Origin of the sequence: Hydrogenophaga sp. (assembly GCF_022844385.1) — a bacterium.
In the GTDB taxonomy this organism is placed as follows: Bacteria; Pseudomonadota; Gammaproteobacteria; order Burkholderiales; family Burkholderiaceae_C; genus Hydrogenophaga.
This window is the reverse complement of record NZ_JALHLX010000021.1, coordinates 1-15,793: the sequence shown is the minus strand read 5'-3', so window position 1 is coordinate 15,793 and position 15,793 is coordinate 1. Positions and strand designations below refer to the sequence as shown.

At 62.3% G+C, this 15,793-nt stretch carries 16 protein-coding genes and 1 riboswitch; of the genes, 7 read left to right on the top strand and 9 right to left on the bottom strand.

The window, feature by feature from the left end:
- Nucleotides 1-37: 37 nt before the first annotated feature.
- The gene (locus tag Q0C59_RS06495; protein WP_291213310.1) at nt 38-1,162 is read right to left on the bottom strand and encodes a DUF748 domain-containing protein; all 1,125 of its coding nucleotides are present in this window, start codon (nt 1,160-1,162) and stop codon (nt 38-40) included.
- Between the two features lie 710 nt (nt 1,163-1,872).
- Between Q0C59_RS06495 and Q0C59_RS06490 the strand changes: the two genes are divergently transcribed.
- The 3 genes from Q0C59_RS06490 (at nt 1,873) to nrdR (ending at nt 4,775) form a co-directional block, all read left to right on the top strand.
- Nucleotides 1,873-2,763 (top strand): lytic transglycosylase domain-containing protein, encoded by an 891-nt coding sequence (locus Q0C59_RS06490; protein WP_291213308.1) that lies wholly within the window; start codon nt 1,873-1,875, stop codon nt 2,761-2,763.
- Between the two features lie 77 nt (nt 2,764-2,840).
- Nucleotides 2,841-3,021: riboswitch (ZMP/ZTP riboswitch) on the top strand.
- Nucleotides 3,022-3,057: 36 nt separating this feature from the next.
- The gene (glyA, locus tag Q0C59_RS06485) at nt 3,058-4,302 is read left to right on the top strand and encodes a serine hydroxymethyltransferase (RefSeq protein ID WP_291213305.1); all 1,245 of its coding nucleotides are present in this window, start codon (nt 3,058-3,060) and stop codon (nt 4,300-4,302) included.
- Nucleotides 4,303-4,325: 23 nt separating this feature from the next.
- Complete coding sequence (gene nrdR / locus Q0C59_RS06480) at nt 4,326-4,775, top strand: transcriptional regulator NrdR (RefSeq protein ID WP_291213302.1); 450 nt, start codon at nt 4,326-4,328, stop codon at nt 4,773-4,775.
- On the opposite strand, the gene Q0C59_RS06475 is transcribed toward nrdR, so the two are convergent.
- The 8 genes from Q0C59_RS06475 to Q0C59_RS06440 form a co-directional block, all read right to left on the bottom strand.
- Nucleotides 4,744-5,352 (bottom strand): GspH/FimT family pseudopilin, encoded by a 609-nt coding sequence (locus Q0C59_RS06475; protein WP_291213299.1) that lies wholly within the window; start codon nt 5,350-5,352, stop codon nt 4,744-4,746. The two genes, nrdR and Q0C59_RS06475, sit on opposite strands and share 32 nt — an antisense overlap.
- Before the next feature lie 134 nt (nt 5,353-5,486).
- Nucleotides 5,487-5,870 carry a type IV pilin protein gene (locus Q0C59_RS06470; RefSeq protein ID WP_407066548.1) on the bottom strand — a complete coding sequence of 128 codons (384 nt, stop codon included), beginning with the start codon at nt 5,868-5,870 and terminating at the stop codon, nt 5,487-5,489.
- A 35-nt stretch (nt 5,871-5,905) separates the two neighbouring features.
- On the bottom strand, nt 5,906-6,223 hold the full coding sequence (locus Q0C59_RS06465) for a hypothetical protein (protein ID WP_291213296.1): 318 nt from the start codon (nt 6,221-6,223) through the stop codon (nt 5,906-5,908).
- 24 nt (nt 6,224-6,247) lie between these two features.
- Complete coding sequence (locus tag Q0C59_RS06460; RefSeq protein ID WP_291213293.1) at nt 6,248-9,886, bottom strand: pilus assembly protein; 3,639 nt, start codon at nt 9,884-9,886, stop codon at nt 6,248-6,250.
- A 56-nt stretch (nt 9,887-9,942) separates the two neighbouring features.
- Nucleotides 9,943-10,425, bottom strand: a complete 483-nt coding sequence (locus Q0C59_RS06455) for a PilX N-terminal domain-containing pilus assembly protein (RefSeq protein ID WP_291213290.1) — start codon at nt 10,423-10,425, stop codon at nt 9,943-9,945.
- Nucleotides 10,426-10,431: 6 nt separating this feature from the next.
- Nucleotides 10,432-11,244, bottom strand: a complete 813-nt coding sequence (locus Q0C59_RS06450) for a PilW family protein (protein WP_291213355.1) — start codon at nt 11,242-11,244, stop codon at nt 10,432-10,434.
- A 17-nt stretch (nt 11,245-11,261) separates the two neighbouring features.
- Nucleotides 11,262-11,783: a type IV pilus modification protein PilV gene (gene pilV, locus Q0C59_RS06445; protein WP_291213287.1), complete on the bottom strand. Its 522-nt coding sequence runs from the start codon at nt 11,781-11,783 to the stop codon at nt 11,262-11,264.
- 37 nt (nt 11,784-11,820) lie between these two features.
- A complete protein-coding gene (locus Q0C59_RS06440) occupies nt 11,821-12,276 on the bottom strand; it encodes a GspH/FimT family pseudopilin (RefSeq protein ID WP_291213284.1) in 456 nt (151 codons plus the stop codon).
- A 255-nt stretch (nt 12,277-12,531) separates the two neighbouring features.
- On the opposite strand from Q0C59_RS06440, the gene ribD reads away from it, so the two are divergent.
- From ribD to Q0C59_RS06420, 4 genes are all read left to right on the top strand, one after another.
- Nucleotides 12,532-13,659, top strand: a complete 1,128-nt coding sequence (gene ribD, locus Q0C59_RS06435; RefSeq protein ID WP_291213281.1) for a bifunctional diaminohydroxyphosphoribosylaminopyrimidine deaminase/5-amino-6-(5-phosphoribosylamino)uracil reductase RibD — start codon at nt 12,532-12,534, stop codon at nt 13,657-13,659.
- Between the two features lie 77 nt (nt 13,660-13,736).
- Entirely contained in the window at nt 13,737-14,381 is a 645-nt protein-coding gene (locus Q0C59_RS06430) for a riboflavin synthase (protein ID WP_291213278.1), read from the top strand.
- A complete protein-coding gene (gene ribBA, locus Q0C59_RS06425) occupies nt 14,378-15,508 on the top strand; it encodes a bifunctional 3,4-dihydroxy-2-butanone-4-phosphate synthase/GTP cyclohydrolase II (protein WP_291213275.1) in 1,131 nt (376 codons plus the stop codon). The genes Q0C59_RS06430 and ribBA overlap by 4 nt, the downstream gene beginning before the upstream one ends.
- A 36-nt stretch (nt 15,509-15,544) precedes the next feature.
- Nucleotides 15,545-15,793 (top strand): 6,7-dimethyl-8-ribityllumazine synthase (locus Q0C59_RS06420; RefSeq protein ID WP_291213272.1); only part of this gene is annotated, 249 nt, incomplete at its 3' end.

Here is a 15,793-nt window from a genome sequence, read left to right as displayed (position 1 = left end):
GGCTTGCCATTCGATACAACCTATTGAAGCTTCACAGCTAGCCTTCCAAGGCAGGTTTGAGCGCGCTACTTATATAGGGAGCGAAACGCCCCAGGGAGATGTCCCCGAGAGACAGCTCGGCTTGTGCAGCCAGATCGGTGGCCGTGCCCTGGATGCCGATGGCGGTCTGATCCAGCTGGGCCGACACCTCGAACGGCATGGGAGCGCTCACCGGCCAGCTCAAACCGCTGGTTTGCACGCGCAACGCGGACAACACCATGTCGGCGGAAGGCTTGACGGCATCGTCGCGCCATTGAACGAGGCCATCGTCCAGATCGAAGCGGGCCAGGCGGATATCCCACGGCGCCGCTTCGGCAACAGGCGCCTCGGCCGTGGCCAGCTTCTCAGGCCCCGCCGGGGCAAAGCCCTGGGCCGGGCGCGCCAGGTTGAGTTGCCCCTGGGTGTCACGCGACAGGCTCAGGCTTGGTGCCTTCAACTCGATGGACGCCAGATCGACCCGGCGCGCCAGCCTATCGACGCGGTTGAGCTTCAGGTCCAACTGGAGCACCCCGGCTTCGGGTTTGATGGGCCAGGTGGCGGGCCAACAAGGAAAATAAGGTGCCAAGTCGAGCGCCGGAATGCTCACGGTCAAGCCGCGAAGGCGGTGGGTCGCGCCCACGGTGTCGTCCACCAAGGTGAACTCGCCGCCTTGCAGTTCGATGTTGAAGAGCGCAAACCGTGCGGGATCGCTCGCGGCGTCTGAAGGTGGCACGCGCAGCCGCTGCACGATATCGTCCACGTCGTAGCGCCCGCCACCCAAGTGCATCAAGGTCACACGCGGCTGTTCAATCTTCAGGGCATCGATCACGGGCGCAAGCCGCAGGACGGACTGCAGTTCGGCATTCACATGGACCCGGGCCACCGAGACCTGTTCAGCACTACCCTGGGCACTGGCGATGCGCAGACCTTCGATCGACAAGGCCAGCGACCAGGGTCGAAAGTCCATCTTTTGCACCGTCACGCTGCGCCCCAGGGCCTGACTGACCTGTTTTTGCAGCTGCCATTTCAGGAGCACCGGAACCGCAAGCCAGGTGATCAACCAGAGCAAAAGCACCCCTCCCAATGTCCAGACCATGCGGCGGACCCAAGGGCTGGTGAAAAACATGGGGCGGCTGTTGCTCATGGGTGCACGGCAGAAAAGACGGCGTGCCGTCAGTGCCTCCGAACTCCCGCGTCTTGGGAGTGCGCTCGCGGCAGAGCCCCAGAAACAAGAAACCCCGACAAACAAGGTTTGCCGGGGTTGACGGCGGGCTTGATGCTCATGCCGTCGGGTTTGGCGGAGGGAGTTTGATGTCTCTCCAGCCTGGAAGCAACAGATTGCTCCCGTTGGGGGCCGTCATGCGGTTGCTCCGCTGGGTCGGCTGATGCCGGTCCTCAAGACCGACAAGTGAAGGGTACTCCCCCAACCTTGAGGGGACAAGGCAGGCCGGCCGAATCGGCCATGAAGCTTTTCAATGGCGCTGCCGGAATCCATTCGGGGAGCCCGAAACCTGGTTTTTCGACATGAAAGGTGGGCATGAACCGACAAACGGCGAACTGTCGGCCACCGCGCCACAGGCCTTGCTGGCGCTGGGTTTCCCGCTAGCGAAGCGCTTGAGCGGTCAATTGAAACCGGATGTTTATAACCAAAAGTATCTTTAAACATCGTTCTAAACATTGACTGGGTATTTATAAGCCCATACCATCCGCCCACTTTGACCCCACTGGGGTTAACCCGACCGCGGCCAGCACCGGCCAGGTCGATCGCCAAACCCATTTGCAAGGCCATCGACAGCGACAACACTGGGCCAAACCGAACCAGACTTCGGCCGAAGCCATGAACGGAGCGACACCATGACAACCTTCACCGCGCCACACAAGAACACCTCAGGTGTCGTGGCATCCCTCAAGACCACGCTGGGCGACACCTACCGTGGATTCCTCGACATCACACACAACAGCGTGGCCCTGCTGGGCACCCTGTTCGCAGTGGGCCTCATCGTGCTGAGCGCACGCGGCGACCTGCGCCAGAGCGCCGAGCAGCAATTGCTGGGCTGGTTGCTGCAACGCCAGGAAGCCGCCATGGACACGCCCCTGATCGCTGTGGAGCCCACAGCCATCGACCGCGTCACCGCCGCCGACCCGAGCGACCTGCCGAAACAACAAGCCAACGTCACGTTCTGGCTCAGCCGCAAATACCGCGTGGCCCCCGAGCCACTGGGAGCGCTGGTGGCCGAGGCGTTCGAGATCGGTGAGAAAGCCAAACTCGACCCCACCCTCATCCTGGCTGTCATGGCCATCGAGTCGCGCTTCAACCCGTTTGCCCAAAGCCCGGTGGGCGCCCAGGGCCTCATGCAAGTGCTGACACGCGTGCACACCGACAAATACGAAGACTTCGGTGGTCAGCTGGCCGCTTTTGACCCAGTGTCCAACCTGCGCGTGGGTGTGCGGGTGCTGCAGGACTGCATCAAGCGCGCCGGTTCGGTCGAAGGTGGGTTGCGGCTGTATGTCGGAGCGGTCACCACCGACGGCGGCTGGTACATCGACAAGGTGATGGCCGAGCACATGCGCATCCAGAGCGTGGCCTTGGGCAAGCCCTTGCAGCGCTACGTGCCTCCAGCACGCGCCGTCAACGTGGTCGCACCCACTGCGCCGGCGCCTGTGGTGGCGCCCGGCACCGAGATCGAAGCCGGACCCGCGGCCCCGGCGGCCACCCCGGCACCCGCACCGATGGCCCAATCCTGAGCAGGTGTTGGCTGGCGCAGCGCGTGCGCCGGCCTTTGCGAGAACTGCCAGCCAAGGCCATGGCGCTCGGCTAAACTCGGTGGGTACGCAACTGGCGATAGGCGCGCAACCTCCGGACCCGATTCGAGAGGGCTGCCGCTGACGTGGCCCCCCTGCCCGATCATTCCAAATCTCGATCTGCGGCAGGGACAACCACTGGGAAGCGTGCCACCCCGCTAATACAGCGCGGGTGTTCAGCCGTTCGCCTGGGCAGCCCTTGTCAATGCGCAAGGATTCACCTCTAGAAGGACTGCCATGTTCGACCGCAACATTCTCATCGAGCAAACCGATCCCGAGCTGTTTGCAGCCATCCAGGCTGAAAACACGCGCCAGGAACACCACATCGAGCTGATTGCCAGCGAAAACTACGCATCGCCCGCGGTGATGGCCGCCCAAGGCACCCAGCTCACCAACAAGTACGCCGAAGGCTATCCCGGCAAGCGCTATTACGGCGGCTGCGAGTTCGTCGACATCGCCGAACAGCTGGCCATCGACCGCGTGAAGCAGATCTTTGGCGCAGACGCTGCCAACGTGCAGCCGCACTGCGGCGCCTCCGCCAATGAAGCCGTGTTCCTCGCCTTCCTCAAACCCGGCGACACCATCATGGGCATGAGCCTGGCTGAAGGCGGCCACCTCACCCACGGCATGGCCCTCAACATGAGCGGCAAGTGGTTCAACGTCGTCTCGTACGGTCTCAACGACAAGGAAGAGATTGATTACGACGCCATGGAGCGCAAGGCCCATGAAACCAAGCCCAAACTGATCATCGCGGGCGCCTCGGCCTACAGCCTGCGCATCGACTTCGAGCGCTTCGCCAAGGTGGCCAAAGACGTCGGCGCCATCTTCCTGGTCGACATGGCCCACTATGCCGGCCTGATCGCCGCCGGCATCTACCCCAACCCAGTGCCCCACGCCGACGTGGTCACCTCCACCACCCACAAAAGCCTGCGCGGCCCGCGCGGCGGCATCATCCTCATGAAGGCCCAGCATGAGAAGGCCATCAACAGCGCGATCTTCCCCGGCTTGCAGGGTGGCCCACTGATGCACGTGATCGCGGCCAAGGCGGTTGCGTTCAAGGAAGCACTGGCGCCCGAATTCAAGACATATCAACAGCAAGTGTTGACAAATGCGCGCATCGTGGCCGAAACACTCACCTCGCGTGGACTTCGAATCGTCAGCGGGCGGACCGAAAGCCACGTGATGCTGGTTGACCTGCGCGCCAAAGGCATCACCGGCAAGGAAGCCGAAGCGGTGCTGGGCAGCGCGCACATGACCATCAACAAAAACGCGATTCCCAACGACCCGGAAAAGCCCATGGTCACCAGCGGCGTGCGCATCGGCACTCCCGCCATGACCACCCGTGGCTTCAAGGATGAGGAAGCCCGCGCCACCGCCCACCTGATCGCCGACGTGCTGGACAACCCGCGCGATGCGGCCAACATCGAAGCGGTCCGCGCCAAGGTCAATGCCTTGACTGCACGGTTCCCTGTCTACAAGTAACTCCAAAAGGGTGGCATCACACGATGAAATGCCCTTTCTGCGGTCATCTTGAAACCCAGGTCGTGGAGACCCGCGTCTCGGAAGACGCGGATTTCATCCGCCGCCGGCGCCAGTGCGGGCATTGCGAGAAGCGCTTCACCACCTACGAGCGGCCCGAAGTGAGCTTTCCGGCGGTGGTGAAGAAAGACGGCCGCCGGGTGGACTACATCCCGGGCAAACTCCGCGCATCGTTCGCCCTCGCGCTGCGCAAGCGCCCGGTGAGCACCGAACAAGTGGACGCCGCCATCGAGCGCATCGAAGAAAAGCTGCTCAACCTCGGTGTACGGGAGGTACCGGCCGCCCGTCTCGGCGAGATGGTGATGCGCGAACTGAAGAAACTCGACAAGGTGGCCTATATCCGGTTTGCGAGCGTGTACCGCAGCTTTGAAGACATCGACGAATTCAGAGCTTTGGTGGACGAAGTTCGCCGATAGGCTGCGGGAGCTCAGCCACATTCACTGAGTTGGGCTTGCTGGGTGCGAGGCCGGCCCATGCTGTTGAGCACGATTTGCCTTGCGTGCGTGGGGCCGATGCAGACGCGGGGCAGATGGTCAAGGTCCCCGCCTGAAAGCCCCCATTCGTCAGTTTTGTCGTGCCCGACGGATCGTAGGACACATAGCTGGAGACCAAGGTGTTGCCCGTGATCTGCCATCCGGCTGGCAAGGCGGAACGGTACCGAACCACGAGTTCGCCGACATCGCGTGCACCATTGTTGTTGGCGTCTTCGAACAACAGCCACCCTTGGTCCCAACCACCTGACCCGGCACACGTCGCGTCATTGGCAGCCTTGCAAAGCACCATGCGTTGCCCGCGTCGGATTGCTTCAGATCGGGCCAGATTGAGTTCGACCAACAGCTCGTTGGTCAACGAAGTCAATCTGGTTGAATTCATGAGGTCGCCGAAGTAGGGCACTCCTAGAGCCAGCAGAATGCCTGCAAGCCCCACCACAACGAGCAATTCAATCAACGTTGTGCCCGCCGAATATTGCGTCCGCGCCTTCCCGATGGCCATGCCCCACTCCCTTGCGTTCTATACAGGCCTCAAATGTAAGCCAAAAGAACTCAAAAAGTGTCAACTCCCCTAACGCGGGATGGGGAAGATAGCCCGAGGCGGGGCTGCGCAGGAAGCCGGTAGCCAGGCGAGGGCTACCAGCAGCCCACTGCGGGAGTTGTCACGCCTTGTTGGTTGATGGTCATCACACCGCAGCGATCGCCTACCTGCCCACCCGCAGGAGTCGCAGTCAGGGTGAAGGTTTGACCGGCCCCACCCACCACGGCAGTCAGGTTGTAGCGTGCACCGCCGGTTCTGGGCGACTGGGTGTACGGCAAGCTGGCAGTGAAGTTTCCGTCTGCGGGCGCGTAACGATTGGCGGTTGTGAAGCGCCGCTCCATCCATTGCGCCAATTCCAGCATCCCGGCTTGCGCATCCGCCCGGTTTGCCCGGCGCACATACTCTTGGTAAGAGGGGTAGGCCACGGCGGAGAGTATGCCGACGATGGCCACCACAATCATCAACTCGATCAAGGTCATGCCTCGGTTATGTCGCATGCTCATGGCTGTGCTTCTTACTTTTTTGGTTGGTCGAACGGACTGGTCTCGGCGGGGTTGACCACCACGTGGGTCGCCTTTCCATCTGCAACGAGCAACATGACGCGAGCACCCGATCGCAGTGTCGATCGGTTTACCGGCTTCGCAGCCCCGTCGATGAACTGCACGTCATCCGCCATCTGGTAGGTCTTACCCGTCACCACGATGGTGCTCGCGGCTGCTCTCCACTGCTGCAACACTCCCGTGATCTCCAGTCTCTCCAAGGGCACGGCCGCCACGGCCTGCTGACTCCACAACAGTAAGGGCACAAAAATCGAAGCAAAGAGGTTCTTCATGAGCGTACTTTCGAAAAATGCGCGTCAGCGCAACTGCCGCCAGGACTGCCGACCCACCGGCCCACCAGCACCGGCACCATCGCCAACTTTGTTGCCATCGCCACCGTACATGTGGTCGAGTGAGCGGTCGGCCTTGCGGATGACCGTAAGCCTTTCACCGCTCGTGCCACCAATGCCGCTGACCGAGATACCACCCACCAAGTCGCTCGCGTTGAACACACCATCCCCGGAAAGGTCGAACACCGCCGTGGTGGTGCGGGCACCGCTCAGCAGGTTGAAATCCATGACGAACCCCGAGCGGCCCGAGCCACAAGGATCGCTGCTCGGGATCAGCGTGGTGAATCTGACGCGGGTTTGCACCGGCCCCGAAGGGAAAGTCGGCTCACTGATGACCCGCTCGCCGGAAGCGGGCAGGTCGATGCGCCAACCCCTGTCGGTTGTCGGCACAATGGCGTTGTCCGTCACGAACCTGAGGGTGCCTGCGGCATAGGTCACAGTCCCTATCGTGACCGCGGACGCGTTGGTGGTGATGGTCTGAGCGCGCAGATCAGCTCTGACCGTATTGACCACCGGTGTGACCGCGTCGTAAACGCCGTACATGGTCTGGACTTGAGGCGAGACAATGGAGTCGTCGCCGATGCGGAAGAAGCTGCCCGTGCCAAAAAGGATCACGATTCTGGACGGATTGCTCGGATCCAAGGCCACGCTGGGCCGGGAAGTGATGGGTTGAGGGCTACCCAATGCATCGGTCGCAGAGGCGAGGCGGCTCACTGAGGGAGGTGTCGCCGTCAGGTCGAACCGCCACAAGTTGCCGCGCAAATCACCGGCATAGGCCCTCGACACCCTGAGATCGGATGCAGGCCAGTCCGTCGTTTCAACCGCCGCCAACCCGTTCGGCGTGCCAGCGGATCCGACGCCGGTGTCCAGCAAATGAACCAGGCGGCCCGTCTGCAGGTCCACCACAAAGAGTTTGGCCGTATGGCTGGCACTGTTGTATCCGTTGCCAAACACCACCACCCAGCGACCATCGCGCATGCGGGTGATCTTGGGTTTGGTCACCCCGAAACCAATCTGGTTGCAGGCTGTGCTGCCCAATGTGGGATGGGCCACACAAGGGGTATTAGCGTATTTGAACTCCCACATCACGCTGCTCGCGTCGAAATTCTCCGGGTCGGTGACGTCCAGTGCGAACACCGTGCGCCCGCCGGCACCCATGCTGCCGACCAGCACCGATTTCCACACACCGCCCAAATACGCGTCGGCCTGTGCGGGTGACCCGTCAACATATGGACGCCGCGAATAATCTGGGCGCATGAATTCATTGATCTGAGCGTGGGTTCCGCTCGTGCCCGGCAAGAGCACCTCGCTGGGGACATACGCAAACAGTTCTTTTCCTGCATCCGGGTGCAGCATGGTCGCAGGCGGCGATGCCAGCGGGTCGTTCACGAACGGTGTGCCCGCGTGGAACGCATGCAACATGCCGCCGTTGGATCCCACGAACAGCACGTCGGGACGGCTCCTGTAAGCCGCCGAGTTTCGGAAAATCACGTAGGAAGAACCTTCGGCGCCGCCCAACAAGGAGTTGCCAAAATCCCTCTTGAACATGAACTGGGGGTCGGAACTCACCAAGTCACCAATGCGCCTGTAGGTGGTATCGACCAGGCGACTGCGCAGGCCCGCATGTTCGGTACCACGCAACCAGGCCACCCGATTCGCACCTGTTGCGGCGGTTACGGCTGCACCAGTGGGATTGATGTTGAGCGCGGCCTGCTGCGCCGGGCTCAGATTCGAAAAGTCCAGCGCGACCTTCGTGGTCCCGTCCTCCCACGAGGTGAATATCTGCCTGTTTGACGGTGCTCTGGCGCTCAGGATTTGCTCCGCATTCCACCTCACCGCCCCAGCCGCTCCATCGGCGCGGTTCACCTCGCGCGCGACCACAGTCCCCGACCAGTCGGTGCTTCGAAAGCTCGCGGTGTAGAGCAGCGTGTCCGTTTGTAGCACCGCAGAACTGGTGGCAGCGGCCGTGCCCGAAGCGGCCACACGCGCCACAATGCTCTGCAACACGCCGGAGAGTTCGGTCGCAAAGGTTTCCGGGTCAGCAGCAGAAAAGAACCCGCCCCGGCTGTTCACCGCCGCATGCAAAAGGTCATCGAGTTTGGCCGAGTTAGAGCTCGTGGGCGCCGGCCAGGTCACCGTCACAGGAGGAGAGGCACCAATGGCACCGAAGGCCGTGCTCGGATTGACGGAACCAGTGACACCCAGACCCACGCCATACGTGACCATGTGCTGCCAGAAGGCCGGGTTGGCCTCCGATGTGGGCACCCGGTTGTCCAGCGTTGGGCGCAGATCGCGGCTCCAGTAGTACATGGCAGCGTCGGCTAGCGTGTTGGAATGGGCATCGGTAAAGGGCGTAGCGGGGGCATAGGTGTACGTCTGACCACCTGGCCCTGTGACGTTCGCGCCGGCGGTGCCGTCCACGTTTTCGCGCGCGCCGGCGGTGCTCGCTTGATTGGCTTCGCCTTCGGTCCAATAGCCATCGGTCATCAAAATCGAATAGCTCTGGCGGCACGTCAGATGGGCCGTGGTGTTGTCCGTTCCAGGCACGGCGCCCCAAGGCCCCCGGTTGTCCGCGCGGCTGAAATACTGGCCTGCATCGTTCAGGGCTTTGCGCAGCGGCGTACTGGCAGGCGCCCAAACACCTTCGTACAACTCCGTGTAGAAGTTGGTCCGATTGGCGCCGTTGAAGGGCCTGACCCCCCGGATGATGGTGGAAGTGGCCACATTGTCCACCGTGGTGGAGCCTCTGTTGATGGCGCCAAACCCCACGCGCATTTCGGGTGGCTGGGTGGAGAATGCTCGCCCGATGGAGGCCTGCGACGCCAGCATTCGAGAACGGTAGTAGGTGTACCAGTTGGCGAAGTTCTGAATTTCCTGGGCATAGGTGCACACGCCTGCGGTGCAGTCGCTTCGGTTGGCGCGCCCATCGCCCGAGTAGGTGGCCGTGGTCGAGATGATGTTGACCCGGGTGTAGTTGTTGCCATCCCACAGCGCGCCGCCGTTGTGGCGGAAATACACAGCGGGGTAGTGGGTCAGGGAGTTTTCGGTGCAGCTGATCGAGCAAAAGGCGCCCCCGGTGGTATCTCGGTGCAACCAGATTGCCGACTCCGTGTTGTTCACGGTCAGGTTGCGGGTACCCAAGCCGGTTCGAATAGGATGGTGGGGCGCGGCAGTGGGACTGGCATTGGCATACAAAGTGCCGTCGGCCCTCACCCAGGGCCGGTAAGTGATCGATGGGTCGTAATAGGACTTGTTGACCGTGAACGATCGCAATGCGCGCGCAGTGGCCCTCTCATCGAGATTGGTGGCGTCATAACGCACTGAAGCGACATAGTTGAGGTAGTCACCGCCGCCATAGAGGCCCGCGATCCTCCTGAACGTGAAGTACGGCAGCACGTAGTCGTCCGGCGTCACCTCCCAGTGCATGGATCCCGAGTCATCCAGAATGAACATCACGTTCGGATCCGCCGTGGAAGTCAGGAACAACGGAGTCCTGGCGATGTTCACCTGCGCTGTCGCCATACCTGCACCTGACAGCGTCAGCGCCGAGAACAGCAAGGCGACAAAAGTCTTCCTTTGGTCGTTGACGAATCTTGTTTTGTGCACGACGCCTCTCCTGTTGCTGGTCAAGTCCCGGTATCGGGCAGACCAGAAGTTACTGATCAATTGCTCGGCTCAAACGCGGACTGCACCAGCACCACACTGGTCGGCTGGCCACCCACTCCGCGTGCCGTCACGGGATAGATATAGCGAAACTCCGGCGGCAAGGTCAGTCCCACGCGCACGTACTGTGGTGGACCCACTTGGTAGACGGGTGCGGCTGCCACATCCGCGTCAAAGTTCGCGATATTGCCGTTGCTGCCAGAACCATCCCAGTTTTGAGGATCGGCCAGTGCCACGTTGTTCGTTGCAAAGGGGCCCGTTGCTTCGCCCACACGAAGGGCTGCCTCGGCCGCCTGAAAGGCGATGTTGCGCTCGCGCATGTTGCCCGCCATGCGCTCCTGCACGATATTGGTTCGCATGGCCTGGACGCCTATCAGCGTCAACACGACAAGGATGATGAGTCCCACAACCAGCGCCGCACCCTGCTGCTGCCTGGAATGGATGGGATGATTGACTCTTGCCATGGATGACTCGCTGTTCATGAGACTTCAAGGTGCGCGGTTGCGCAGGGCGATCGTGGTGGCAAACGGCATGGTGACGTCCCTCTCGGTCACTGTGAGGTTCACCCTGACCGACACAACGCTGGGCCAGCCCACTGGCACCAATGCCCCCGGATCTGTCAGATAGTTATTGGCTGAACGGTCTGCATCGGTGTCCACACCGTAGAAGATCTTCATATTGGTGACTCCCGCCGCGATCGCCTGACCGTTGCGTCGCAACTCGTTGCCCACGACCGTGTAGGCCACCGTTTCCAAGCGCATCACGAGCGAGCCGGCGCCGTATTGACGGCTCAAAGGCGCAAGCGAGGTCAGCGTGTTGCCCGCCACGCCAGCGACCTGAAACACCTCGGTGTACGCACAGTCCGTGACCAACAACTGGTCTCCCACTGCAACAGTGCCGAGCGCACCAACGCCGACGAGTTGAACCTGACTGATCGAAGGCATGCTGACCACGGATGTGAGATTCGAACTGCCGCGCGTGACCGTGATGGCATCGGGAAAGGTAGCAACCGCATTGGCGGTACCGGCAATCGCCACGTCGTTCGAAAATATTGGGGAGAGGTGTTGAAGGAATGTCAGATTTCCACACCCTGGATAGCCAGCCATGCGCACATCCCGCGTGAGCACCTCCAACGCGATCCTGCCCGACTCCTGCACTGCGGAAAAGGCTTCCTGGTGCCGATAATTGGTCCGGCTGCCCGCAAACACATAGGTCACAGCCAGCACGATGAGCAGGCCCAGGGCAAGGCTGATCATCAGCTCGACCAAGGACAGACCCTTCTGGCAAACCCTTGAATTCATTAATGCACCAGTGTTTGTCATAGTGGGCTCACTTCCGTTCGCACAACCACGCATTCCGCGTTGTTTTCGTCTTGCAGACGGACGTTGCTCCAAGTTACCTCGATCACAAACAGGTCCCGACCACCCGTTCCTGTGTGGGTGACGCCGCACTGGTCCACGTAGTTGGCACTGCCGGCCAGCCGAGACACCCGCCCTCTGCCCACGGGCAGAACGGCCTCGAGACAACTTTTCCATTGATTGACATCACGAACAGCCGTAGCGGCCCCCAGCACCTCACCACAGGCAGGCCCATTTGCCACAACAAATGTGTCGGCGAAATCGGTCAGATACGCGCCGGAAAGGTTCGCCCGCATCCGGTCGGCTACGTCGTAAGCCAGACTGGTGCCTTGGGAACGGAGATAGGCACTGTGGTTGAACTTGGTGCCGCTGAACTGCAAACCCGCCAGCCCCACGATGCCGAACGTGAGGAGTAGCACGGACACCAATATCTCGATCAGGCTGACCCCGGACTGTCGGCGGGACAGGGTGTTGGGTTGCATGGATCTCTTCACAGTGGTACTTCCCAGCAAGTATTCTTCAAGGACAGGCCGCAACCGCGCTACCCACTCGCCCGCCGGCCCCAACCGTCACGCTTCGTTGATAGGTTCCCAGATCTACCTGAAAACAGCGCGCAGCTGCTGCGCCGCCCAGCGAATTGAAGACTGCAGCTCCGCCGACCGCAATGGCCACGCCCTCCCGAGTGGAAGGCCACACCCGGAGGGGCCCTGCGGCGTTCCTGACCACCCAGCCATTGGTCCAGGCGCCCGAGCATGTGGCCTGATCATTGGTTGAGCAAAACGTCACGTCCTCGCCGCGCCGGATCGACTCGCTGCGCGCAAACTGCAGTGCCCCGATGAGATCGTTCGAAACAGTGGCTATCCTGTTGGACTGTATGGTGTCGCGGAAACTGGGCACCCCGACCCCCAACAGCACGGCGAGCACCGTCGTGACGATGAGAAGTTCAATGAGGGTGAAACCCAGTTGCTTGTTCATTTTTAACAAAAATTAACTACTCTTTTCTCACCACCGATAGATTAGGTTTACGGTCATGCTCACTTATGCTATCGGTGGAGCGAGGGATTCTGTTTCCATATGTGACCGATGGCCTGTTGACTCAGACGGACGGTTTTGTGTGTTTTCGAGCCATCCGACCGCTGCGTCAGGCCATGGCTTGACACAGACGCCCATGGTCCGATCCTCTCCCGAGGTTGAACAATGAACCCACGCAACTGCCCGAACTCAGAAACCATGGCCACCCTAGTTGCCTTGGTCGGAATTGCCTCCAATTCCACCGGAGTGTCTGAACCCAATCCTCGCGTCGCTTGCCGCATCACCACCCTTGAAGGCTTCGTATTCGAGGGGCGTACACAACAAGTCGGAGGCCCCCACGCCGAAATCATGGCATTGCGAGCCGCCCAGGCTGCGGGTACAGATGTGACCGGGTCCACCGTGCACGTCACCCTCGAGCCCTGCTCCCACCATGGGCGCACGCCGCCGTGCTGCGATGCACTGATCCAGGCGCGGGTGGGCAAGGTGGTGGTCGCTACCCTTGATCCCAACCCCCTGGTGGCCGGGCGGGGCATCGAACGCTTGCGCGCGGCGGGCATCGAGGTGGAACTGCTGCCACCCGACAGCGAGGCCGCCCGGGCCTCGCGCGAACTCAACATCGGATTCTTCAGCCGCATGATCCGCGGCACGCCCTGGGTGCGCATGAAGGTGGCTTCGTCGCTGGACGGCACGAGCGCACTTGACAACGGGGTAAGCCAGTGGATCACTGGCGAAGCCGCGCGGGCCGATGGTCATGCGTGGCGCGCCCGGGCCTGTGCGGTGCTCACCGGCATCGGCACGGTGCTGGAAGACAACCCCATGCTGGACGTGCGCTTGGTCGACACCCCGCGCCAACCGCACCTGGTGCTGGTGGACAGCCGGCTGCAGACTCCACCGGATGCGCGCCTGTTCCAGCCCACCGCCAACGGCCAGCCGCGCCAGATCCTGATCTACCACGCTCAAACGGACCCCAACCGGCAGGCTGCTCTGCAAGCGCTGGGGGCGACGCTGGTGCATGCGCCCGGCGCCCATCAAAAGGTGCATCTGGCCGCATTGCTGCACGACCTGGCGCGTCGCGAGGTCAATGAGCTGCACCTGGAAGCCGGTCACAAGCTCAACGGATCGTTTCTCCGCGAGGGTTTGGTGGACGAGTTTCTCGTCTATCTCGCGCCCAGATGGCTGGGCCAGGGCGCCGGTCTGTCCAGCTTCGGGCCGATCGAGCGGCTACAGGACGGTCTGGCGCTGCGCTTCCAGTCCATCGACCGGGTAGGGGGCGACCTGCGCATCCTAGCCCGCGGGGTGGAGCGCGACACGTTTCTGCATGCCTGACCGAAACCAGCGACCATCCACCGGGTCGTTGCACAGGCGAAACCCGGAGCCCACTCAAACCCTGCGAAAATAGCCGCATGTTTACCGGCATCATCACCGGCGTGGGGCGCATCGCCGCCCTCCACGACCTGGGCAGCTCTTTGGACCATGGCAAGCGACTCACGATCGAGGCACCCCCCGGGTATCTTGACGACGTCGGCTTGGGCGACAGCATTGCGCTCAACGGCGCCTGCATGACCGTGACCTCGCTGGATCTGCCCCAGCAACGCTTCACCATCGACATTTCCGCCGAATCGCTGGCCCGCACCACAGGGTTGGCGCAGACCGGCTACCGTATCAATTTGGAGAAAGCCCTGCGCGCGCACGACCGGCTGGGCGGACACATCGTCTCCGGGCATGTGGACGGCGTCGGGCGCGTCACCCACTTCGCTCAGGTCGGCGAAAGCTGGGAGTTGCGCGTGGTCGCGCCGCCCGAGCTGGGCAAGTACCTCGCCTACAAGGGGTCCATCACCATCAACGGCGTCAGCCTGACCGTGAACTCGGTCCAGGACAGCGCCGATGGCTGCGAATTCAGCATCAACCTCATTCCCCACACGGTGCAGAACACTGCGTTGGGCCAGTTGACCGGCGAAAGCCCGGTCAACCTGGAAATCGACACCGTGGCGCGCTACGTCGAGCGCATGCTCAACGCTGGCCACATCAATCTCAAGGAATCCGCATGAACGCGCCTGAAACCCTGGCCCCGGTGGCCATTTCCCCTGTGGATGACATCGTGGCCGACATGCGCGCCGGTCGCATGGTGATCCTGGTGGACGAAGAAGACCGCGAAAATGAAGGTGATCTGGTGCTCGCCGCCGATCACGTAACGCCAGAGGCCATCAACTTCATGGCCCGCTTCGGCCGGGGCCTGATCTGCCTCACGCTGACCAAAGAGCGCTGCGAACGCCTGCAACTGCCTCCCATGGTGCCGCGCAACGGCACCAAGATGGGCACGGCTTTCACCATCTCCATCGAAGCCGCAGAGGGCGTGACCACCGGCATTTCAGCCGCCGACCGCGCGCGCACGGTGCAGGTGGCGGTGGCGCCCAACGCCGTGGCCACCGACTTGGTGCAACCCGGCCACATCTTCCCGCTGCAGGCGGTTGAGGGTGGTGTGCTCATGCGTGCCGGCCACACCGAAGCCGGTTGTGATCTCGCCGCCATGGCCGGCTGCAGCCCCAGCGCCGTGATCTGCGAAATCATGAAGGACGACGGCACCATGGCCCGCCTGCCCGACCTGCAGGTGTTCGCCGCCGAACACGGTCTGAAAATCGGCACCATCGCCGACCTGATCGAGCACCGCAGCCGTACCGAAAGCCTGGTCCACAAACTCGGCACGCGCCCTTTGAACACCGCCTTTGGCGAATTCAACGCCACCGCCTTCCGCGACGAACCCAGTGGCGCACTGCATCTGGCGCTGGTCAAGGGCCAGTGGAGCCCCGATCAATCCGTGGACGTGCGTGTGCACGAGCCGCTGTCCGTGCTGGACGCGCTGGAAGTCGGCCGCTCCATGCATTCCTGGAGCCTCGAAGCCAGCCTACGCCACATCAGCGAAGCCGGCGCCGGTGTCGCTGTGCTGCTCAACTGCGGCGAGACCGCTGGCCAGCTTCTGGCGCAGTTTGAAGGCACGGCCCGCTCGGCCCAGGCGCCCGAACGCGGCCGCATGGACCTGCGCACCTACGGCGTGGGCGCGCAGATCCTGCGCGAATGCGGCGTGCAGAAGATGCGCCTCATGGGCAACCCGCGCCGCATGCCCAGCATGACCGGCTACGGCCTGGAAATCACCGGGTACCTCAGCCGCAACGGCTGAACCCACTCACCCCCTCAAGAAGAAACGGAGCCGCACATGTTCGGCGCAGACAAAGGCACGGCTGACTTGCTCGACGGCAAGAAACTCAGCATCGGGATCGTTCAGGCCCGCTTCAACGAACCCATCACCGACTCGCTGTATGCCGCCTGCCTGGCAGAGCTGCTGGCACTCGGTGTGCAAGAGAAAAACATCGCCCACGTCAAGGTGCCTGGCGCACTCGAAGTTCCGGTGGCCCTGCAAGCCATGGCCGAACGCGACGACTTCGACGCACTCATCGCCCTGGGT

Bases quoted from the DNA above. Each gene is read 5' to 3' on its own strand.
- Q0C59_RS06470 (WP_407066548.1), bottom strand. From the start codon at position 5,870: ATGACCTTGATCGAGTTGATGATTGTGGTGGCCATCGTCGGCATACTC.
- Q0C59_RS06465 (WP_291213296.1), bottom strand. From the start codon at position 6,223: ATGAAGAACCTCTTTGCTTCGATTTTTGTGCCCTTACTGTTGTGGAGT.
- nrdR (WP_291213302.1), top strand. From the start codon at position 4,326: ATGAAATGCCCTTTCTGCGGTCATCTTGAAACCCAGGTCGTGGAGACC.
- pilV (WP_291213287.1), bottom strand. From the start codon at position 11,783: ATGCAACCCAACACCCTGTCCCGCCGACAGTCCGGGGTCAGCCTGATC.
- Q0C59_RS06495 (WP_291213310.1), bottom strand. From the start codon at position 1,162: ATGAGCAACAGCCGCCCCATGTTTTTCACCAGCCCTTGGGTCCGCCGC.
- Q0C59_RS06430 (WP_291213278.1), top strand. From the start codon at position 13,737: ATGTTTACCGGCATCATCACCGGCGTGGGGCGCATCGCCGCCCTCCAC.
- Q0C59_RS06490 (WP_291213308.1), top strand. From the start codon at position 1,873: ATGACAACCTTCACCGCGCCACACAAGAACACCTCAGGTGTCGTGGCA.
- Q0C59_RS06475 (WP_291213299.1), bottom strand. From the start codon at position 5,352: ATGGCCATCGGGAAGGCGCGGACGCAATATTCGGCGGGCACAACGTTG.
- Q0C59_RS06455 (WP_291213290.1), bottom strand. From the start codon at position 10,425: ATGAACAGCGAGTCATCCATGGCAAGAGTCAATCATCCCATCCATTCC.
- Q0C59_RS06450 (WP_291213355.1), bottom strand. From the start codon at position 11,244: ATGAATTCAAGGGTTTGCCAGAAGGGTCTGTCCTTGGTCGAGCTGATG.
- glyA (WP_291213305.1), top strand. From the start codon at position 3,058: ATGTTCGACCGCAACATTCTCATCGAGCAAACCGATCCCGAGCTGTTT.
- Q0C59_RS06440 (WP_291213284.1), bottom strand. From the start codon at position 12,276: ATGAACAAGCAACTGGGTTTCACCCTCATTGAACTTCTCATCGTCACG.
- ribD (WP_291213281.1), top strand. From the start codon at position 12,532: ATGGCCACCCTAGTTGCCTTGGTCGGAATTGCCTCCAATTCCACCGGA.
- ribBA (WP_291213275.1), top strand. From the start codon at position 14,378: ATGAACGCGCCTGAAACCCTGGCCCCGGTGGCCATTTCCCCTGTGGAT.